Below are 17,954 nucleotides of genomic sequence, written 5' to 3'. Positions count from 1 at the left end.
GCTTTATCTACTTATTCACACTTATCAACAGGCTATCTGTGGATACTGTGGATATTTTTTTAGCTATATTTCAAGGTTTAGACATATTTAGTGACATGTATCCACATTTTTCCTGTAGAAAGAAAGAATGTTCTGTGGATATTCGTTAGATTATAGGTCTCTCAACTTATCCCCAAATCGTTGAACTTCACCAAGCCAAACTAGTTCTACAGAACCAGTTTCACCATGTCTATTTTTTGCTATTATTACTTCTCCTATATTTTTACTCTCAGAATCAGCATGATAATATTCATCCCTATATAAAAACATGACTATATCTGCATCCTGTTCTATCGCTCCAGATTCTCTTAAGTCAGATAACATTGGTCTATGGTCTGCTCTTTGTTCTGGTGCACGTGATAACTGAGATAATGCCACAACAGGACAGTTTAATTCTTTTGCTAGTATCTTTAGTGACCTTGATATTTTAGATATTTCTTGTTGTCTGCTTTCGTTATTACCTTCTCCTTCCATAAGTTGAAGATAATCAATAAGCACTAAATCTAGACCTTTTTCTATCTTTAACTTTCTACACTTTGACCTTAATTCTGATATTTTTATACCAGGAGTATCATCTATGTGTATTTTCGCATCTGACAACACTGCCATAGCATCTATAATTCTAGGCCAGTCATTATCATTAAGTGTTCCAGTCTTTATCTTTTTTAATTCTACACTAGACTGTGAAGATAACATTCGTTGTACTAATTGTTCTTTAGACATCTCTAGACTAAACACAGCTACAGACGCATCACCTTTTAAGGCGGCATTTTGTACTAAGTTTAAAGAAAACGCAGTTTTACCCATTGCTGGTCTGGCTGCAATTAATATTAAATCAGTCCTTTGAAGACCATTTATTTTTTTATTTAAATCTTTAAAACCAGTAGTTATGCCAGTTACATCACTCTTATTAGTGTATAATTTTTCTATCATATCATAGGCGTCCATCAAAACTAAGTTTATAGATTTAAAATCATCACTAGTTTTCTCCTGTGATATATCAAATATGCTCTTTTCAGCTTGTTCTAAAACATCTTCAATTTTAGTTGCTCCACTATATCCTAGATTTATTATTTCATTAGAAGCTTTTATAAGCTTTCTAAGCACAGACTTCTCTTTTACTATGTCAGCATAGTATTTTACATTTGAAGTCGTAGGTACTATAGTAGAAAGACTTGTAATATAACTGACTCCTCCAATATCATTAAGATGCCCTTGTTTTCTTAGTTCTTCTGTCAGTGTTATCAAGTCTATAGGCTCACCTTTATTACTTAAAGTTATCATACATTCATATATTATTTTGTGAGCCTCTTTATAGAAATCATCAGGCTTTATAGTTTCTGTAACTGTTATTATAGCATCTTTATCTAGAAGTATAGAACCCAATATTGATTGTTCTGATTCTACACTATGAGGAGGAATTCTCGTCATATCTTCCATCTTTATCACCTCTAGTTATTACTGTTTTTCTTTTACATCTACTCTTATTTTAGTAGTTACTTTTTGATGTATTTTTATTTCTACAAATGTTGAACCTAGAGTTCTTATTGGTTCATCTAATAATATTTTTCTTTTATCTACATCTATATCTTTTTGTTTCTTTAATTGCTCAGCAATCTCTTTAGCAGTTATTGAACCAAAAAGTCTCCCACCTTCTCCTGCTTTTGAGTATATTTCTATATTGATTTCTTCCATTTGTTTCCCTAATAAAACAGCTTCTTCATATTCTTTTTTCGCTTTTATCTCTTTAGACTTATTCTTTTCATTTAACTCTTTTATTGCTACATTATCTGCTTGCACAGCCATCTTTTTAGGAAATAAGAAATTTCTTGCATATCCATCACTTACTTCTTTCATTTCCCCTTTTTTACCAGTTCCTTTTACATCTTTTAATAATATAACTTTCATCTATTCTTCCTCCTCCAAATACTCCTCTATTATTTTATTTACCATCTTATAAGCTTCTTTTAGAGAAACATCTTTTAACTGTGCTCCAGCTATATCTATATGTCCCCCGCCTCCTAATTTCTCCATAAGCACATGTACATTTATTTGTCCTAAAGACCTCGCACTTATAAATATCGTATCATCTTTTTCACCTAATACAAAGGAAGCTTCTACTTCTTTTATGTTTAATAACTCATCAGCAGTTTGAGCTATTATAACATTTATACTATCTATCTCTGTACTTGAATATGCTAAGCATATTCTATTGTTAATTATTTTAGTACTTTGAATTATTTCAGCTTTTATTATGAAATCTTTCACATCAGAATTGAAGAATTTTTTGACCTCAATAGTATCTGCTCCAACTTTTCTAAGATAAGAAGCAGCTTCAAAAGTCCTAACACCTGTTTTGAATGCAAAGTTTTTAGTATCTAAACTTATTCCTGCTAAAAGACCTTCAGCTGTTAGTTTATTTATTGTTACATCTTCATCCATATATTGAACTAATTCTGTAACCATTTCACAGGTTGAAGATACATATATCTCATGGAATAAAAGTACTGCATCATTTATAAATTCCACACCTCTTCTATGATGGTCTATTACCACTATCTTCTCTGATAGCTTTAATAGCTCTTCACATTCGGTATAATTAGGTCTATGAGTATCAACTACCACGACTAACGTGTTTTTAGTACAGTTGTCAATAGCCTCTTCTTTTCCAATAAATAGTTTCTTATAATAATTATTTTCATTTATTTTATTTATAAATATTTCTATAGATTCATTTACCGATTGTAAAACTATGTTTGCTGTTTTGTTACAGGATTTACATATGTCATAAACTCCAACTGCAGCTCCCATAGCATCCATATCTGGATATTTATGTCCCATTATATAAACTTGGTCACTTTGTTGTATAACCTCTCTTAAGGCATGACCTATCAATCTAGATTTTACTTTGGTTTTCTTTTCTACAGCTTTAGATTTTCCTCCATAAAACACAAATTTATCTTTTGTTTTTACAACAGCTTGGTCTCCACCTCTACCAAGTGCTAAATCAAGTGCACCTGTCGCAAGTTTTAGGTTCTCATTTAATGTATCTCCATCTATACCAATTCCTATACTTATAGTAACAGGAAGATTATTTCCATAATCAATATGTCTTATTGTATCTAAAATAGAGAACTTCTCAGTTTCTAATTTTTTTAACTCTTTTTTATGCATTACCAAGAAGAATTTATCTTTTGAAGTTCTTCTCAATGCACCATTTGAGTTTAATTCTAAAGCAGAAAGTATTTTTTCTACTTCAACATTAATTAAAGCTCTCTTGTCTTCTGCTGCACTTTTTAATACTTCATCATATCCATCTACTTGTATTAGCATCATTGCATTTTTTTCGTCATCATAATCTTGTTTTACTTTTAAATATTCTGTCTTGTCTATCCAGTATAATATCATCAAATATTTAGGATTCTTTTCTTGATCATTTTTTATAACATTATAAATTATTGTATATTCTTTTTCTTTGTAGTTTATTTCTGTGTACATCTCTTTATTTTCATTCAATACTTTTCTTAAATTAAGATTTTTAACTATCTCTTCTATATTTTTATCAAGTAAATCTTTTTGACCAATCATATCATAAAACTTTCCATTATACCACGATATATTTCCATCAAACTCCAGGATACACAGTGGTATTGGAAGATTTATTATGGCTTTCTTGGTTGTTTCATCTATGTCTAAAGATAAATTTTGAATATACTCTGTCCATTCATGACGTCTAATATTAGTTGTTCTCCAATTGTGAAAAACCATATATACAAAAATACAGAAAAATAAACACCCTACATACAAGTTGTAATAAAGCAAAATTATACTAGAAATACCAATAACAATTATATATAAATTTATTTCTGGCATATTTAATTTAAAGGTTTGTTTATTACTCATTTCTATCCTCCTAAGTGGATTTATAACTTCTCACCTTTCTAAAGTCAATTATACTATCTACCATACCAACAAAAGATATTCCCATAAATCCAAATAAACATAAAATTATCCCTGAAAGAAACATAATTTTATTTGGTCCCTGTCTTATCCATTTCTTTAAAAAATAAATACAAACTGCTATACCTTGAATTACAAACATTAAATTAAAAACTAGCTGTAAATTAGTCATTATTAATTCTGTATATAGTTTTGAACCAATAATTTGAATAAATAAGACTAACAAATAAAGTAAGAAAGTTGTGAGTATAGCATTTCCTGGTAAATAAAAATCTGCAAATTTAGGAAATCTTATATCCATCTTTGTAATTCTTTTGATAAAAAATACACTTAAATAATATGTTACAAATGCTGATAATAACCCTTGTAAAAATAGCATCATTGGTAACATGTTTGTAAAATAGCTTACAATCTCATCTGGCTTCATCTTATCAAATATTTTAAGTTCAGTTGCTGAAAAACTATTCTTTTGGATGTTTACAATTTCTGCTATCATCTTAGAAACTTCATCTAATAAATTTACATTTAAAAATGTTTTTAATACAAAGAAATATACAAGCATTGAAAGTACAAATATTATTGTTCCACCATATATTGGTTCAAATTTATTGCTATCTTCTTGTTCAAAACTTCTCTTTAACATCTTTCCTATTGCTATACCTGGTAAAGAATACATTATACATATATTTAATGCATAAGAAATGTCTGCAAATAGAATTAGTACGCAAAATGTAATCAAAATAGATATAAAAGAATACCTTCTATCAGTAATAGCACCTATAATTACATATGGAACAGCTGCTAATATACTAAACATTCCTAGCATTGGAATATAGGCTATTACTAAAGCGATTATTACAGCTAAAACTATTATATGCATTGCTTTAGATAGTCTAATTTTATTATTCAATTTAATATCACTCCCTATTATCCATATGTTTTTTTAAATTAGATAAATCTCCATACCATCTTTCAACACTATGCTCTTCATCTATACCAATTTTTATTTTTTCTTTGACTTTATAATCCACATCTCTAAAACTAATTCCTAATCTCTTTGCTAAGAGATATGTTATCATTATTATATTTGCTAGAGTATCTTGAATTGCTTCATCTAAAGGTTTTACCCCTTTAAATAATAAGTTAAACAAATCACTTACACTCATTAATATTTCTGTTTTCATCCATTCTATTATCTTTATGTTTCTCGTTATCTCAGAACCTTTATCTATTTTCACGTTTACAACCCTCCTTAATATATAATATTATATCATAAATAATAATATATTTAAGTATATAAACAAAAAAACGAGCTTTATAGCTCGCTTCATTTAGATATATAAATACCTATAATAAAAAATGAGCACAAGGCTCATTTTTTTAGTCTAATGTATATGGTAAAAGTGCTATATTTCTCGCTCTTTTTATAGCAACTGTTAATTCTCTTTGATGCTTAGCACAAGTTCCAGATATTCTTCTTGGTAATATCTTTCCTCTTTCAGTTATATACTTTTGTAATCTTTGAGTACTTTTGTAATCTATTTTAGCGTTTTTGTCAGCACAGAATTGACAAACTCTTTTTTTCTTACGTCTTTTTTTATTCATCATGACTTTTTTCCCTCCTTTTTAAAATGGTATATCGTCATCATCTATAGCTTGGAAACCTTGTGGGTCTAGACCTTGAGGTTCAAAGCTTGGCTCAAAAGCTGGAGCACTTTCTCTATATGAATTTTCCGATTTATTCTTACTATCCAAAGCTTGTACTGATCTAGTACTTACTTTTGTAAAAGTTCTCTTTTCACCTGATTGTGTCTGATAATTGTCTACTCTTATAGATCCTTGCAATGCAACTAATCTACCTTTAGTTATGTAGTTAGCACAAAATTCAGCAGATTTACCCATTACTTCAACAGGTATAAAATCAGTTTCTTTAGATCCATCTTTTTTTACATAGTCTCTATCAATGGCTATTGTAAAGGATGCCACTGGTGTTCCTGTACCTGGGATGTATCTTAATTCAGGGTCTTTAGTTAATCTTCCCACTAATACAACTTGATTCATAAAAACACCACCTATTTTTTATAATAAAACCAGTTATTAAGCAACAACTATCATGTGTCTTATTACGTTTTCATTTATCTTTAAGTTTCTGTCTATCTCTTTAGGAACGTCTACTGCTGATTTAAAGTTAACTAATACGTAAAAACCTTCTGTAAACTTAGCTATTGGATAAGCTAATTTTTTAGTTCCCCAAGTATCAACTTTAACTATTTCTCCGTCAGTTGCAACAACTTCCTTAACTTTGTTTAGTATAGCCTCTCTTACTTCTTCATCAGAGTTTGGCTTTACCACATAAACTAATTCATAATTTCTCACTATAATTCACCTCCCTTTGGACTTAACGGCTCTACACTCTTAGAGCAGAGAAATGAGACTAAAATCTCATACCTACACATTTTATCATTTATTCTCATTTATGTCAATTTAAATTTTGGACAAAGTTTAATATAAGGCAAATTATATATTCTTAAATTAACAAGGGATGGCAATAGCCATCCCCTATAATATATCTATATAAGTTATTATTTTTAATTAAGCTTCAACACCCATAGCTTCTTTTAAAACTGATGCTATATTTTTTATACCTTCTATTATTTTTTCTTCTGGCATATTTGAATAGTTAAGTCTGAAAGTATTTTCTCTACCACCATTAGGGAAGAATCCTCCTCCAGCAACATAAGCAACATTCTTTTCTAAGCATTTTGGCATTAATTCTTTAGCATTTAAATTACTTGGAAGCTCTACCCATGTAAATAATCCACCTTCTGGATGAGTAAATACTAATCCTTCTGGGAATTCTTCTTCCATAGTCTTAAGCATTACATCTCTACGTTTAATATAAACTGCTTTAATTTTTTCAACGTGTGCATCTAAGTCATACATATCCATGAATTTACTTACTTCCATTTGAGATATAGTTGATGCTTGTAAGTCTGCACCTTGTTTTGCAAAGTTAAATTTAGATAATATTTCTGGAGAAGCACAAGTCCATCCTAATCTGTATCCTGGGCAGAATATTTTAGAGAAAGTTCCTAAGAATATTACTAATCCTTTTGTATCCATTGATTTTAAAGATGGTAAAGATTCTCCTTCAAATCTTAAATCTCCATATGGATTATCTTCTATTACTGGTATTTCAAATTTGTTTACTATTTCCATGAATTTTTTACGTCTTTCAAGTGGCCAAGTTCTTCCTGTTGGATTTTGGAAGTCAGGAATTACGTAAATCATTTTTATTCTATCAGTTGTTTCTAGTATTTTTTCTAATTCTTCCATTATCATTCCATCAGAATCAGTTGGAACGTCTATGAATTTAGGTTGATAAGATTTAAATGCATTTATAGCTCCTATGTAAGATGGGCTTTCACATAAAATTACATCACCTTCATCAATAAATACTTTTCCTGCAAAATCTAGACCTTGTTGAGAACCACTTGTAACTAATATATCGTCTTTGTCTACATTAGTTTGATTTTTCTCATTCATTCTAGCTGCTATTTTCTCTCTTAATGGTTCATATCCTTCTGTTGTAGTATATTGCATAGCTGATCTTCCATTTTCTTCAAGCACTGCAACTGATACTTTTTTCATTTCTTCAACTGGAAATAATTCTGGAGCAGGCATTCCACCAGCAAAAGATATTATTTGTGGTTGTTGAGTAAGTTTTAAAAGCTCACGTATTTCAGATCCTTGTAAACCTTCCATTCTTCTTGCATATTTAATTGCCATAATTAAAGCACCCCCATGAAAATGTTTTCTTCATTTTCTATTATACCAAAATTTCGGATATTAATATACGGTATTTGACATTTTTTAAATGTTAATTTTATATCATTCTTTTATTAGCTTTTTTACTCTCTTTTCTAAGGTCTCTCTATCAAGCATTATTAACCTTGAACATTTGGTACATTTTATCTTTATATCCATTCCAGTTCTTATAATTTCGAATTCTTTACATCCACATGCGTGTTGTTTTTTTAATTCGACAATGTCTCCTATTTTTAAATCCATTGGCATAAATAATTAGCCTCCTAATCTAGCTTCTCTGCTTCTTTCGAACCATCTTCTAATTTACTTATACAATAAATTCCTTTTATATCTACATTATTTTCAGTTAAAATTATTTTTATATTTTCCATGTCTTCAAAAGAAAATTTAATTGATATCCCACAACTTGCTGTTATTTCTCTTGGTGTTGGAAGAGCCATTACCTTTAGACCATTTTCACCAAATAACTTTTCTGATCTTATTGCATGATGTGTCGAATTAAATGACACTATATACATCTGATTCATTGCTTAATCCTTTCTGACTATCTGTTTTTCTTTAAATTAATCATTATTATTAGTTTTTATATTATTAAACAAACGTACATTATATAGAAATAGTATTTGATGCATTCTTTAATGTTTCAACTATAGTATACATATTTGTAACTGAACCTACTTGTAGTTTGTCTTTTAAATTGTAGTAGTCTAAACAAGTACCACAAGATAAGACTTCTACGCCTTCATTTTCAAGTATTTTTAAATTTTCTATAGTTTCTTCATTTTCAGCACTTAGTGTTACTCCTCCATTAACTAAAAGTACATATTTAGGATAAGGCTTAGATTCAGTTAAAGTATATATAAATCCTTTTATTAATACTTTCCCTAATTCATCATTTCCAAGCCCCATTTTGTCTGAAGATATAAATATACATGTATCTTCTAGTTTACATTCTTCCTTGTCTACAATATCTTGTTTATCTAAGATATTTTGACCTTTTATAATTTCTATAGATATAAAATTTTCTTTTTCGTCAACAATACTTGCCTCACAATTTAAAGATTTAGCAAGTTTTAATACATTTTCTTTAGCTGTTTCATTGTCAACTGTTGTAACTACAATACCTTCTTCTATTTTATCTAATTCCTTTTTTGTATTTATAACTGGTTTAGGACAAGCAAGTCCTCTAGCATCTATTTTTATACTCATTGTTTGATTCATCTCCTTAAAAATATTCATACAATTTATATTTTATCATAGATGTTATCTTGCTTGTTATAGATTGTTTCTATAACCTTATAGGTTTATTTTTCTTACATTATTTCTAGATTTTTATACATAAATACACCTTTTTGATAATATTCTAACTCTTTTTCTTTTGAGATACTTGAATATAATTGACCTAAGTCTATATATAAATTAGCCAATATTCTACTATTTCCTAGGTCTGATACTATTTTTATACATTTGATTAAATACTCAATTGCAAGGGTAATCTCATTTTGATTCTTATACATATTAGAGTAGAATTTTAATGCTCTATATTCATTGAACTTATTTTTATTTTTTATTGATGAAGCTAAGGCTATCTTACAATATTTTCTAGCTAAATCATAATCCTCTTTATCTATATATGCTTCTATTATCTTGAATAATCCTGACATCATATATTCATCTTCATCATTTTTCTTTATGTCATATACCTTTTGTGAATATTCAAGTACTCTATCTGTTTCACCTATTTTTCTGTAAACATCACAAATTGTTAAATATACATTTGCTAATCCAGTTTTATTATCTTCATTTTCAAGTATCTTTAATGCTTTTTTAAAATAATCTTTTGATTCCTCATATTTTCCTATCTCAAGCATGTTATTTGCTTTTAACACCAAAATATCGACATCTTCTTTTCTATCATTTCTATTGTCTATTTCATTTATCTTATCTATGTACTTCAATGACATATTTGGATTATCTAATTTTATGTAACAATATGCCATCTTACTATATAGTTCCTTGTATATATTAACATCCTCAAATTTACTCTCTGACAAAATTTCCTCTGCAAAATTAAAGTGGCTTATAGCACCTTTATAAAAGTCTTCTTGCATGTATATCTTTCCTATATTTAAATAGCACTTAAGTATATTTTCACTATCACTATTTTTTATAAAGAAGTATAATGCCTTTTCAAAGTTTTCTATAGCATCATTATAATCAGATTTTTTTAGGTTAATATTAGCCATTAAAAAATTACATCTGCCATAGTTCTCCATTAAATCGTATCTCTTACATATATTTAAAACTTCTTTTATTTGGTCCTCAGCCTTGTTTAACTCATTTTCTTTTATGTAGATTTCGCTCTGTAGTATTAAATTATCAGTTATCTTTTTTGACTGCATTTCTTTGGTTTCTAATAAATACTCTACACTTACATCTAACTTATCGCCTAGATATTCCAACAGTTCATAACTAGTATGAGATTTATCTCTCTCTATATGGCTTATTTGTGCTGCTGTTATCCTATCTCCAGCTAATTCTTTTAATGTCATGTTTTTTTCTTTTCTTAATTTTTTAATCTTTTCTCCTAAGCTCAAAATTTCCATACTATTCCCACCTTTTGAAGACATTTTTTTATAATATAATTATAACTTATATTTATTTTAAAAACACTACTTTTATTTTACAATATTTTCTGTGTACATTAAATGATTTCCCATAAAAATGACTAAAATTTAGTTTATTTTGGATTTAATTAATTTAAATAAATCATTTTTTAAATTTGTTACTATTTTGTATTCATATATTTGCTCATAACGACTATAATTATATATAAGAATAGTTTTTATGAGAGGAGAAATTTTTATGAAAAATAAGAAAATAATGTTAGTGTTAAGTATATTATCTATATCTATATTCGCAATTGGTTGTACTAATGCTCAAGTTGGGAATGATACACCTAAAAAAGAAACTAAGAGTAATACAAATGTTGAGCAACCAAAAGAAGAAAATAATGCCGAGAAAGAGGTTCCTAATAAAAAAGCTACTTCTACTCCAAAAGAGGAAAATAAAACTCAATCAGCTATTATTTACTCTTTCGATGTAGACCAGACAGATTTAATAGAAAACAAAGTTGACCTAAGCAAAGTTGATGAAAATACTTTATTTGAGGAGCTTCAAAAACTTAAAGTTGTTCCAGAATCTGCAAAATTAAACTCATTTACTACAAAAGACATTGATGGTGTAAAAACTGGTATATTAGATGTTAATTCTGATTTTACAAAGTCAAACTTAGGTAGTGATGCAGAAACTTTAATGCTTGATTCAGTTGCTCGTACTTACATAAAAAATATGAATGTTGAACAAATAAAACTTACTGTTGATGGTGCTAATTATGAAAGTGGCCATATAGTTCTTGAAGAAGGAGATTACTTAAAGTAATTTTTTAGAACACACTTTAAGATACATTTAAGGCATACTAAAATAGTGTAGATTATATAATCTACACTATTTTTTATATTCTTTAATTCTATAATACTTAATATTACTTATTATTTTTTGAGATTTTCTTTAAAGCTTCTACTGCTTTATCTATTTCATCTTTTGTATTGAAATATCCTATGCTAAATCTTACTGCACCTTGTTTTAAAGTGCCTAAAGTGGTATGTGCTAGTGGAGAACAATGTATTCCTGATCTAGTTGCTATATTATAATCACTGTCTAGTAAAAAAGTAACCTCTCCAGAATCCATGTTTCCTATATTTATAGCTATTACAGACGCTCTTTTTTTACTATCTTTTGGTCCATATATCTTTATATCTGGCACTTCCTCTAACTTGTCTATCATATATTGACATAATTCTTCTTCATGTTGTCTTATATTGTTGATTCCTCTTTCAAATATAAATAATACACCTTGGTTAAGACCTGCTATACCTGGAGTATTATGAGTCCCTGACTCATATTTATCTGGGAACAATTCTGGTTGAACCATTTCTTCTGACTTACTTCCTGTTCCACCTTCTTTTAATATATTTAGATTTAAACCATCCCTTACGTATAGTATACCTGTTCCTTGAGGTCCAAATAAGCATTTATGACCTGGCATTGCCAACATGTCTATATTAAATTCATTTACATCTATATCATAGACACCTGCTGTTTGTGATGCATCTACTAAAAATAATATATTATGTTTTTTAGCTATTTCTCCAACCTTCTTTATATCTATTAAAGTACCACATACATTAGATGCATGTGTCGTTACAATCAATTTAGTGTTTCCCTTTATTGACTTCTCTAATTCTTCATAATCTAGAAAGCCTTCATAATCGCATTTTACTACAGTATTTTCAATACCTCTTTTTTCCAATGCTTTTATAGGTCTCATTACTGAATTATGCTCCATAGATGTTGTTATTACATGGTCACCATCCTGTAATACACCTTTTATTGCTAGATTTAAAGAATCTGTAGCATTAGATGTAAATACTATATTCATAGGATTGCTCACATTAAATAACTTAGCTATATTCTCTCTTGTATCATATATTTCCCTAGCAGCTCTCATAGCAAGCTTATGTCCAGCTCTACCTGGATTTGCACAGTAGTTCTTCATACAATCTAAAACAGCATCATACACTCTTTCTGGTTTTGGATATGTAGTTGCAGCATTATCTAAATAAATCATAACAATCTTCCTCTCCGTTTTATAGTTTTGTTTTATTCAAGAAGCATTGATACAATACTGTTTAAATCATCATCATTGTAGTATTCTATCTCTATTTTACCTTTTTTCTTTCCTTTAGAAATATTTACCTTCGTCCCAAATATATTTCTAAGTTTATCTTCTACATCTAAGATAAATACATCCTTAGGCTTAGATTTTTTTGGTACTTCTTCTTTGTTTTCAGATATTTTTTTAGCTATATTTTCGACTTCTCTTACAGAAAGCTCTTCTTCTTCTACTTTTTTTGCTATTTGTAGCTGTAAATCCTTATCTACAATTCTCAACAACGCCTTACCATGCCCTGCTGTAATTCTACCACTATCTATCATATCTATAACATCTTGTCCAAGATTTAAAAGTCTTAGAGTATTAGTTATATGAGGTCTGCTTTTACCAACAGCTTCTGATATTTCCTCTTGAGTTACATTATAATGTTCTATTAAGCTTTTATATGCTATGGCCTCTTCTATTGAGTTTAAATCTTCTCTCTGTAAATTTTCAATTAAAGCTATCTCCATTATGTCTTTCATATCTATATCTTTAATTATAGCAGGTATTTGACTTTTATTTGCAAGTTTTGATGCTCTAAATCTTCTTTCTCCCGCTATTATCATGTATTTGTCATTTTCATCCATCTTAACTACTATTGGTTGTAATACGCCATAATTTTTTATAGAATCAGATAATACTTTTATTTTTTCTTCATCAAACTGTTTTCTAGGCTGAACTTCGTTTGGATATATTTTGTCTATATCGATGTTGATTATCTCTTTTTCTGAAGTTTCTCCTTTAATTTCTGGTATCAATGCACTAAGACCTCTACCCAATCTGTTACTTCTTTTAGACTTATTCTCCATACTAATATTCCTCCTCTTCTAAATCTATAAATTCTTCTGCTAGTTCCAAATAAGCTATAGAGCCCCTACACCTTTTATCATAGTAAATAACAGGTTTTCCATGACTTGGAGCTTCTGCAAGCCTTACATTTCTTGGAATTAGAGTTGTATATACACTTCCTTTAAAATATTTTTTGACTTCTTCAACTACTTGTATTGATAGATTAGCTCTCCCATCAAACATACTTAAAACAACACCCTGAATCTCTATGTCTGCATTTAATCTTGATTTTACCAATTTTATAGTCTCCATCAATTGACTAACTCCCTCTAAAGCATAATATTCACATTGTATAGGAATTAAGACACTATCTACAGCAGTTAGACAATTTATTGTAAGCATCCCAAGTGAGGGTGGACAATCTAAAAATATATAATCATATTCATCTGCTACTGCTTTTATGGAATTTCTTAAAATATACTCTCTATTACTTTTAGAAGTAAGTTCTATTTCTGCACCTGATAACTCAGTAGCTGATGGAACTAAATCGATATTTTCAAACTCAGTATTTATTATTGCTTCTTTAATATGTAACCCATCTAGCATAATTTCATAGATTGTATTTTCTACTTCATTTTTATTAATACCATATCCACTAGTTGTATTTCCTTGAGGGTCCAAATCTAATACTAATATTTTCTTTCCTAAGATTCCTAAACTAGCACTTAAATTTACATTTGTTGTAGTTTTTCCGACTCCACCCTTTTGATTGAATACAGCTATAACTTTGCCCATGATGTTCCCCCCCTTTAAGAATTAAATTAATTTTAAATGTTGACTAGGTGATTTTATAATTACAAATAATGTCTATAAATCAATTTATATTACAAGGCTTATATTACAAAAAAAGATTACTGGTAAGCAGTAATCTCTATTTTTTAGGAATTTTTACAACGACTTCCATGTAATCTCCCTTATCTATTTCATTATACTTAGCATCAATTCCTGTATTTGATATAGCATCAAAGGCCTGCTTTATAGTATTTATGTAAATTCTTATACTCATAGCACCCTTTATATTCTGTTTTTTATCAGGCTCTTCTTGAATTTTGGTTTCTTCTAATATCTCTTGTATCAATTTCTCTGTTTTTTTAACAGTTAATTCATTCTTTATAACTTTATCTAGTACATTTTGCATTAAATCTTCACTTGGTAGTTTAAGGAATGCTCTAGCATGTCTCTCTGTTAAGTTATTCTCTATCAGCTTCATTTTTATGTTGTTTGGAAGCTTTAATATTCTAAGCTTGTTTGCTACAGTAGATTGATTTTTGCCCAATTTCTCTGCTAGTTGCTGTTGAGTGAAAGCATGTTCTTTTATTAAGTTTTCATAACCAATTGCTTCTTCAATGAAATTTAAGTCTTCTCGTTGCAAATTTTCTAATAACGCTAGAACAGCAGAAGATTCATCGTTCATATTATTTATAATTGCTGGTACAGTTTTAAGTTCTGCCAATTTAGCTGCTCTTAATCTTCTTTCTCCAGCAATTAGTTCATATTTACCATCTTTTGCTCTAACTGTTATAGGTTGAATTATACCATATACCTTTATAGAATTACTCAATTCCTCCAATGAAACTTGTGAAAATATTTTTCTTGGTTGGTATGGATTTGGAACTACATCTTCTATAGGTATCTCCATAACTCTTTTATCTTCCATAACATACCTCTCTTATTTTAGATATAAATATTTTTGTTCTCTATATGTACATACAAATTTATTTCTGCATCCACTTTAATAATTCCTTTATTTTTGTTTTGTTTAAGATAAGCTTAATTATTTCCTGAGAAATAATTAAGCTTACCTATAATAATCTTTTAACTATATAATAGGATTCTTAGCTGGTTTCCCAGCCTTTCTAGGGTACTTAACTGGTGTTTCTTTTATTTTTTTAAAAACTAATATATTATGATTTAAATCTATTTCTGGCAATTCCACATCTATTTTTTCAGCAAATTCTAGCCCCAAAATATCAATAGCTTTTTGTGATTCTTCTAGTTCTAAATTAGCATTTGGTCCCTTTAGACAAATGAAATATCCTCCAACCTTTACAAATGGTACACAAAATTCCATAAGAATTGGTAATCCAGCTACAGCTCTAGCTGTAGCAATATCATATTTTTCTCTATACTTTTCATCTTTACCAAAATCCTCAGCTCTTCCATGTATAAATTTAATATTAGCTAGCTCTAGTTCTCTACTAACTTCCTCTAAGAAGTTTATTCTTTTATTTAAAGAATCTAATAAGGTAAGCTCTAAATCATCTAAGCATATTTTTAATGGTAGACCAGGAAACCCAGCACCTGTACCAACATCTATTATAGACATACCATTTTTTATATATCCATTTTTTACAGCTGAAATAGAATCTAAAAAATGCTTCACATATACCTCTTTTTCATCTTCTATGCCAGTAAGATTCATTTTTTGGTTCCAATCAACTAGTATTTCTCTATATTTTTTAAATTTTTCTAGCATACTCTCATTAATAATTATGTTAAAACCTTCAATCCCATTTTTCAGAAGTTCTATGTTATTCACCTTTGCCACCTCTAGTTCTTCTAACTTGTTCTAGATATATAAGCAAAACAGATATATCAGCTGGAGAAACTCCAGATATACGAGAAGCTTGCCCTATTGAAATAGGTTTTATATCATCTAACTTCTGTCTTGCTTCTAATCGAAGTCCTTCTATAGATGCATAATTTATTTTCTCATCTAACTTTTTATTTTCAAGTTTCTTAAATTGATCTATTTGTTTTAATTGTTTTTCTATATAACCTTCATATTTAGTTATTATTACACATTGTTCTTTGACTTCCCTTGAAACATCTTCGCCAGCGCCTTTTCCTAATTCTTCAAGTAATTCATAAGTAACCTCTGGTCTCTTTAAAAACTCGTATAACGAAATTCCAACCTTTATTGGTGTCGCTCCTTTTGCTTCCAACAGGCTATTTACTTCTTTTGGTGTAACTCTTTCATTTTTTAATCTTTCAAATTCTTTCTCTACAGCAGTCTTTTTATTTATGAATCTTTCATATCTATCTTTTTTAACTAATCCTATATCATAACCTTTTTGAGTTAGTCTCATATCTGCATTATCTTGTCTCAAATACAATCTGTATTCTGCTCTTGATGTCATCATTCTATAAGGCTCATTAGTCCCTTTAGTCACAAGGTCATCCAATAAAACACCTATATATGCCTCTGAACGGTCTAATACAAAAGGTTCTTTTCCTTCTATCTTTCTAACTGCATTTATGCCAGCCATAAGCCCTTGAGCTGCGGCCTCCTCATATCCAGAAGTCCCATTAAATTGTCCAGCACTAAATAAGTTCTCAACTCCCTTTATTTCCAAACTTATTTTTAGTTGTGTTGGGTCAACACAATCATATTCAATGGCATATGCAGGTCTCATTATCTTACAGTTTTCAAGTCCTTTTATCGTCTTGTACATATCTAATTGCACTTCAAAAGGCAAACTAGTTGAGATTCCTTGGATATACATCTCTTTAGTATTTAAACCTTCTGGTTCTATAAATAGTTGATGTGATGTTTTATCACTAAATCTCACCACTTTATCTTCTATAGAAGGACAATATCTTGGCCCAGTACTTTCTATTACTCCACTATACATAGCAGACCTTTTTAAATTTTCCAATATAACCCTCTGAGTTTCTTCAGTAGTTCTTGTTAAATAGCAAGGCTCTTGCTCTTTTTCTATATTTTCATTCATAAATGAGAAAGGAGTTACTTTTTCATCACCTTCCTGTAAAGACATCACAGAAAAGTCTATACTATCTCTATGAACTCTAGCTGGAGTTCCTGTCTTAAATCTTCTCATTCTCAGACCCAATTCAACTAAACTATCTGTAAGGTATTTTGCATATCCTAATGCATTAGGTCCTTCATAAAATGCAACCTCACCCATATATATTTTTGAATTTAAATAAACTCCAGTAGCTAGTATTACAGCTTTAGATTTAAATGAACATCCTAGCTTAGTCCCAACTCCTGTTACAACATTTCCTTCATGTAACATTTCCACAACTTCATCCATAGTTATATCAAGGTTTGGTTCATTTTCTAACGTCTTTTTCATTTCTTCATGATATTTAAATTTATCTGCTTGAGCTCTTAAAGAGTGCACTGCTGGTCCTTTGGCAGTGTTTAACATTCTACTTTGTATATATGTCTTGTCTATATTTAATCCCATTTGACCACCTAAGGCATCTATTTCCTTAACTAATTGACCTTTACCAGTTCCACCAATTGATGGATTACAAGGCATCAATGCTATAGAGTCTAAAGACATTGTTATTATCAAAGTTTTATATCCCATTCTTGCAGTAGCCAAGGCAGCTTCACATCCAGCATGTCCTGCCCCAACCACTATAACATCATATTTTCCTGCTTCAAACTTTATCATTTATAATTCCTTTCTTTTAAATTAATGTTTCATGAGAAACACTATAATTTTTTAACACCTATATAATCAAAAAA

At 29.3% G+C, this 17,954-nt stretch carries 20 protein-coding genes; 1 reads left to right on the top strand and 19 read right to left on the bottom strand.

Translation table 11 applies throughout. The annotated features are described in order from the left end of the window. Positions 1 to 150: 150 nt before the first annotated feature. The 13 genes from dnaB to rstA all read right to left on the bottom strand — a co-directional run bounded on the left by dnaB (position 151) and on the right by rstA (position 10,433). Positions 151 to 1,479 carry a replicative DNA helicase gene (gene dnaB, locus Q3304_RS17440; RefSeq protein WP_407814374.1) on the bottom strand — a complete coding sequence of 443 codons (1,329 nt, stop codon included), beginning with the start codon at positions 1,477 to 1,479 and terminating at the stop codon, positions 151 to 153. Positions 1,480 to 1,497: 18 nt separating this feature from the next. Continuing rightward, positions 1,498 to 1,947: a 50S ribosomal protein L9 gene (gene rplI / locus Q3304_RS17435; protein ID WP_054272076.1), complete on the bottom strand. Its 450-nt coding sequence runs from the start codon at positions 1,945 to 1,947 to the stop codon at positions 1,498 to 1,500. Next, the gene (locus tag Q3304_RS17430; RefSeq protein ID WP_167640166.1) at positions 1,948 to 3,942 is read right to left on the bottom strand and encodes a DHH family phosphoesterase; all 1,995 of its coding nucleotides are present in this window, start codon (positions 3,940 to 3,942) and stop codon (positions 1,948 to 1,950) included. It lies immediately after the preceding gene. 10 nt (positions 3,943 to 3,952) lie between these two features. Further along, on the bottom strand, positions 3,953 to 4,909 hold the full coding sequence (locus tag Q3304_RS17425) for a YybS family protein (RefSeq protein ID WP_074179468.1): 957 nt from the start codon (positions 4,907 to 4,909) through the stop codon (positions 3,953 to 3,955). Positions 4,910 to 4,916: 7 nt separating this feature from the next. Next, positions 4,917 to 5,237 (bottom strand): MazG-like family protein, encoded by a 321-nt coding sequence (locus tag Q3304_RS17420; RefSeq protein WP_054272079.1) that lies wholly within the window; start codon positions 5,235 to 5,237, stop codon positions 4,917 to 4,919. Between the two features lie 142 nt (positions 5,238 to 5,379). Then, positions 5,380 to 5,607 (bottom strand): 30S ribosomal protein S18, encoded by a 228-nt coding sequence (gene rpsR, locus Q3304_RS17415; RefSeq protein WP_003420527.1) that lies wholly within the window; start codon positions 5,605 to 5,607, stop codon positions 5,380 to 5,382. A gap of 18 nt (positions 5,608 to 5,625) precedes the next feature. Next, complete coding sequence (locus tag Q3304_RS17410) at positions 5,626 to 6,060, bottom strand: single-stranded DNA-binding protein (RefSeq protein ID WP_021386628.1); 435 nt, start codon at positions 6,058 to 6,060, stop codon at positions 5,626 to 5,628. Between the two features lie 36 nt (positions 6,061 to 6,096). Beyond that, entirely contained in the window at positions 6,097 to 6,375 is a 279-nt protein-coding gene (gene rpsF, locus Q3304_RS17405) for a 30S ribosomal protein S6 (protein ID WP_003420522.1), read from the bottom strand. 216 nt (positions 6,376 to 6,591) lie between these two features. After that, positions 6,592 to 7,788: a PLP-dependent aminotransferase family protein gene (locus tag Q3304_RS17400; RefSeq protein WP_054272080.1), complete on the bottom strand. Its 1,197-nt coding sequence runs from the start codon at positions 7,786 to 7,788 to the stop codon at positions 6,592 to 6,594. 102 nt (positions 7,789 to 7,890) lie between these two features. Continuing rightward, on the bottom strand, positions 7,891 to 8,076 hold the full coding sequence (locus Q3304_RS17395) for a DUF951 domain-containing protein (RefSeq protein ID WP_021386561.1): 186 nt from the start codon (positions 8,074 to 8,076) through the stop codon (positions 7,891 to 7,893). A gap of 14 nt (positions 8,077 to 8,090) precedes the next feature. Then, positions 8,091 to 8,354 carry a DUF3343 domain-containing protein gene (locus tag Q3304_RS17390; protein WP_407814373.1) on the bottom strand — a complete coding sequence of 88 codons (264 nt, stop codon included), beginning with the start codon at positions 8,352 to 8,354 and terminating at the stop codon, positions 8,091 to 8,093. Between the two features lie 79 nt (positions 8,355 to 8,433). Continuing rightward, positions 8,434 to 9,036: a sulfurtransferase-like selenium metabolism protein YedF gene (gene yedF, locus Q3304_RS17385; protein ID WP_054272082.1), complete on the bottom strand. Its 603-nt coding sequence runs from the start codon at positions 9,034 to 9,036 to the stop codon at positions 8,434 to 8,436. Between the two features lie 104 nt (positions 9,037 to 9,140). After that, complete coding sequence (gene rstA, locus Q3304_RS17380; RefSeq protein WP_054272083.1) at positions 9,141 to 10,433, bottom strand: toxin production/motility transcriptional repressor RstA; 1,293 nt, start codon at positions 10,431 to 10,433, stop codon at positions 9,141 to 9,143. A 259-nt stretch (positions 10,434 to 10,692) separates the two neighbouring features. On the opposite strand from rstA, the gene Q3304_RS17375 reads away from it, so the two are divergent. Continuing rightward, the gene (locus Q3304_RS17375; protein WP_054272084.1) at positions 10,693 to 11,268 is read left to right on the top strand and encodes a GerMN domain-containing protein; all 576 of its coding nucleotides are present in this window, start codon (positions 10,693 to 10,695) and stop codon (positions 11,266 to 11,268) included. Positions 11,269 to 11,371: 103 nt separating this feature from the next. Here Q3304_RS17375 and Q3304_RS17370 read toward each other — a convergent pair whose 3' ends face one another. The 6 genes from Q3304_RS17370 to mnmG form a co-directional block, all read right to left on the bottom strand. Next, positions 11,372 to 12,517: an aminotransferase class V-fold PLP-dependent enzyme gene (locus Q3304_RS17370; RefSeq protein ID WP_407814372.1), complete on the bottom strand. Its 1,146-nt coding sequence runs from the start codon at positions 12,515 to 12,517 to the stop codon at positions 11,372 to 11,374. Between the two features lie 32 nt (positions 12,518 to 12,549). Beyond that, positions 12,550 to 13,413 (bottom strand): ParB/RepB/Spo0J family partition protein, encoded by an 864-nt coding sequence (locus tag Q3304_RS17365; RefSeq protein WP_407814371.1) that lies wholly within the window; start codon positions 13,411 to 13,413, stop codon positions 12,550 to 12,552. 1 nt (position 13,414) lies between these two features. Beyond that, positions 13,415 to 14,188, bottom strand: a complete 774-nt coding sequence (locus Q3304_RS17360; protein WP_054272087.1) for a ParA family protein — start codon at positions 14,186 to 14,188, stop codon at positions 13,415 to 13,417. Between the two features lie 136 nt (positions 14,189 to 14,324). After that, positions 14,325 to 15,110: a nucleoid occlusion protein gene (noc, locus tag Q3304_RS17355; RefSeq protein WP_054272088.1), complete on the bottom strand. Its 786-nt coding sequence runs from the start codon at positions 15,108 to 15,110 to the stop codon at positions 14,325 to 14,327. Between the two features lie 162 nt (positions 15,111 to 15,272). Further along, on the bottom strand, positions 15,273 to 15,992 hold the full coding sequence (gene rsmG / locus Q3304_RS17350) for a 16S rRNA (guanine(527)-N(7))-methyltransferase RsmG (RefSeq protein ID WP_407814370.1): 720 nt from the start codon (positions 15,990 to 15,992) through the stop codon (positions 15,273 to 15,275). Then, positions 15,985 to 17,880, bottom strand: coding sequence for a tRNA uridine-5-carboxymethylaminomethyl(34) synthesis enzyme MnmG (mnmG, locus tag Q3304_RS17345; RefSeq protein WP_407814369.1), 1,896 nt, complete (start codon positions 17,878 to 17,880; stop codon positions 15,985 to 15,987). Before mnmG ends, rsmG begins: the two co-directional genes overlap by 8 nt. Positions 17,881 to 17,954: the final 74 nt, after the last annotated feature.

The organism is Clostridioides sp. GD02377, assembly GCF_045899875.1.
In the GTDB taxonomy this organism is placed as follows: domain Bacteria; phylum Bacillota; class Clostridia; order Peptostreptococcales; family Peptostreptococcaceae; genus Clostridioides; species Clostridioides difficile_A.
Note: the sequence above shows the minus strand (reverse complement) of the source record. Positions and strands in the feature narration are given on the sequence as shown.

What these genes read in the sequence shown, in the direction of transcription:
- Q3304_RS17410 (WP_021386628.1), bottom strand. Translation starts at nt 6,060, where the DNA reads ATGAATCAAGTTGTATTAGTGGGAAGATTAACTAAAGACCCTGAATTA.
- rplI (WP_054272076.1), bottom strand. Translation starts at nt 1,947, where the DNA reads ATGAAAGTTATATTATTAAAAGATGTAAAAGGAACTGGTAAAAAAGGG.
- Q3304_RS17360 (WP_054272087.1), bottom strand. Translation starts at nt 14,188, where the DNA reads ATGGGCAAAGTTATAGCTGTATTCAATCAAAAGGGTGGAGTCGGAAAA.
- Q3304_RS17400 (WP_054272080.1), bottom strand. Translation starts at nt 7,788, where the DNA reads ATGGCAATTAAATATGCAAGAAGAATGGAAGGTTTACAAGGATCTGAA.
- rpsR (WP_003420527.1), bottom strand. Translation starts at nt 5,607, where the DNA reads ATGATGAATAAAAAAAGACGTAAGAAAAAAAGAGTTTGTCAATTCTGT.
- dnaB (WP_407814374.1), bottom strand. Translation starts at nt 1,479, where the DNA reads ATGGAAGATATGACGAGAATTCCTCCTCATAGTGTAGAATCAGAACAA.
- Q3304_RS17370 (WP_407814372.1), bottom strand. Translation starts at nt 12,517, where the DNA reads ATGATTTATTTAGATAATGCTGCAACTACATATCCAAAACCAGAAAGA.
- Q3304_RS17375 (WP_054272084.1), top strand. Translation starts at nt 10,693, where the DNA reads ATGAAAAATAAGAAAATAATGTTAGTGTTAAGTATATTATCTATATCT.
- Q3304_RS17395 (WP_021386561.1), bottom strand. Translation starts at nt 8,076, where the DNA reads ATGCCAATGGATTTAAAAATAGGAGACATTGTCGAATTAAAAAAACAA.
- Q3304_RS17390 (WP_407814373.1), bottom strand. Translation starts at nt 8,354, where the DNA reads ATGAATCAGATGTATATAGTGTCATTTAATTCGACACATCATGCAATA.
- rstA (WP_054272083.1), bottom strand. Translation starts at nt 10,433, where the DNA reads ATGGAAATTTTGAGCTTAGGAGAAAAGATTAAAAAATTAAGAAAAGAA.
- noc (WP_054272088.1), bottom strand. Translation starts at nt 15,110, where the DNA reads ATGGAAGATAAAAGAGTTATGGAGATACCTATAGAAGATGTAGTTCCA.
- Q3304_RS17430 (WP_167640166.1), bottom strand. Translation starts at nt 3,942, where the DNA reads ATGAGTAATAAACAAACCTTTAAATTAAATATGCCAGAAATAAATTTA.
- yedF (WP_054272082.1), bottom strand. Translation starts at nt 9,036, where the DNA reads ATGAGTATAAAAATAGATGCTAGAGGACTTGCTTGTCCTAAACCAGTT.
- mnmG (WP_407814369.1), bottom strand. Translation starts at nt 17,880, where the DNA reads ATGATAAAGTTTGAAGCAGGAAAATATGATGTTATAGTGGTTGGGGCA.
- Q3304_RS17365 (WP_407814371.1), bottom strand. Translation starts at nt 13,413, where the DNA reads ATGGAGAATAAGTCTAAAAGAAGTAACAGATTGGGTAGAGGTCTTAGT.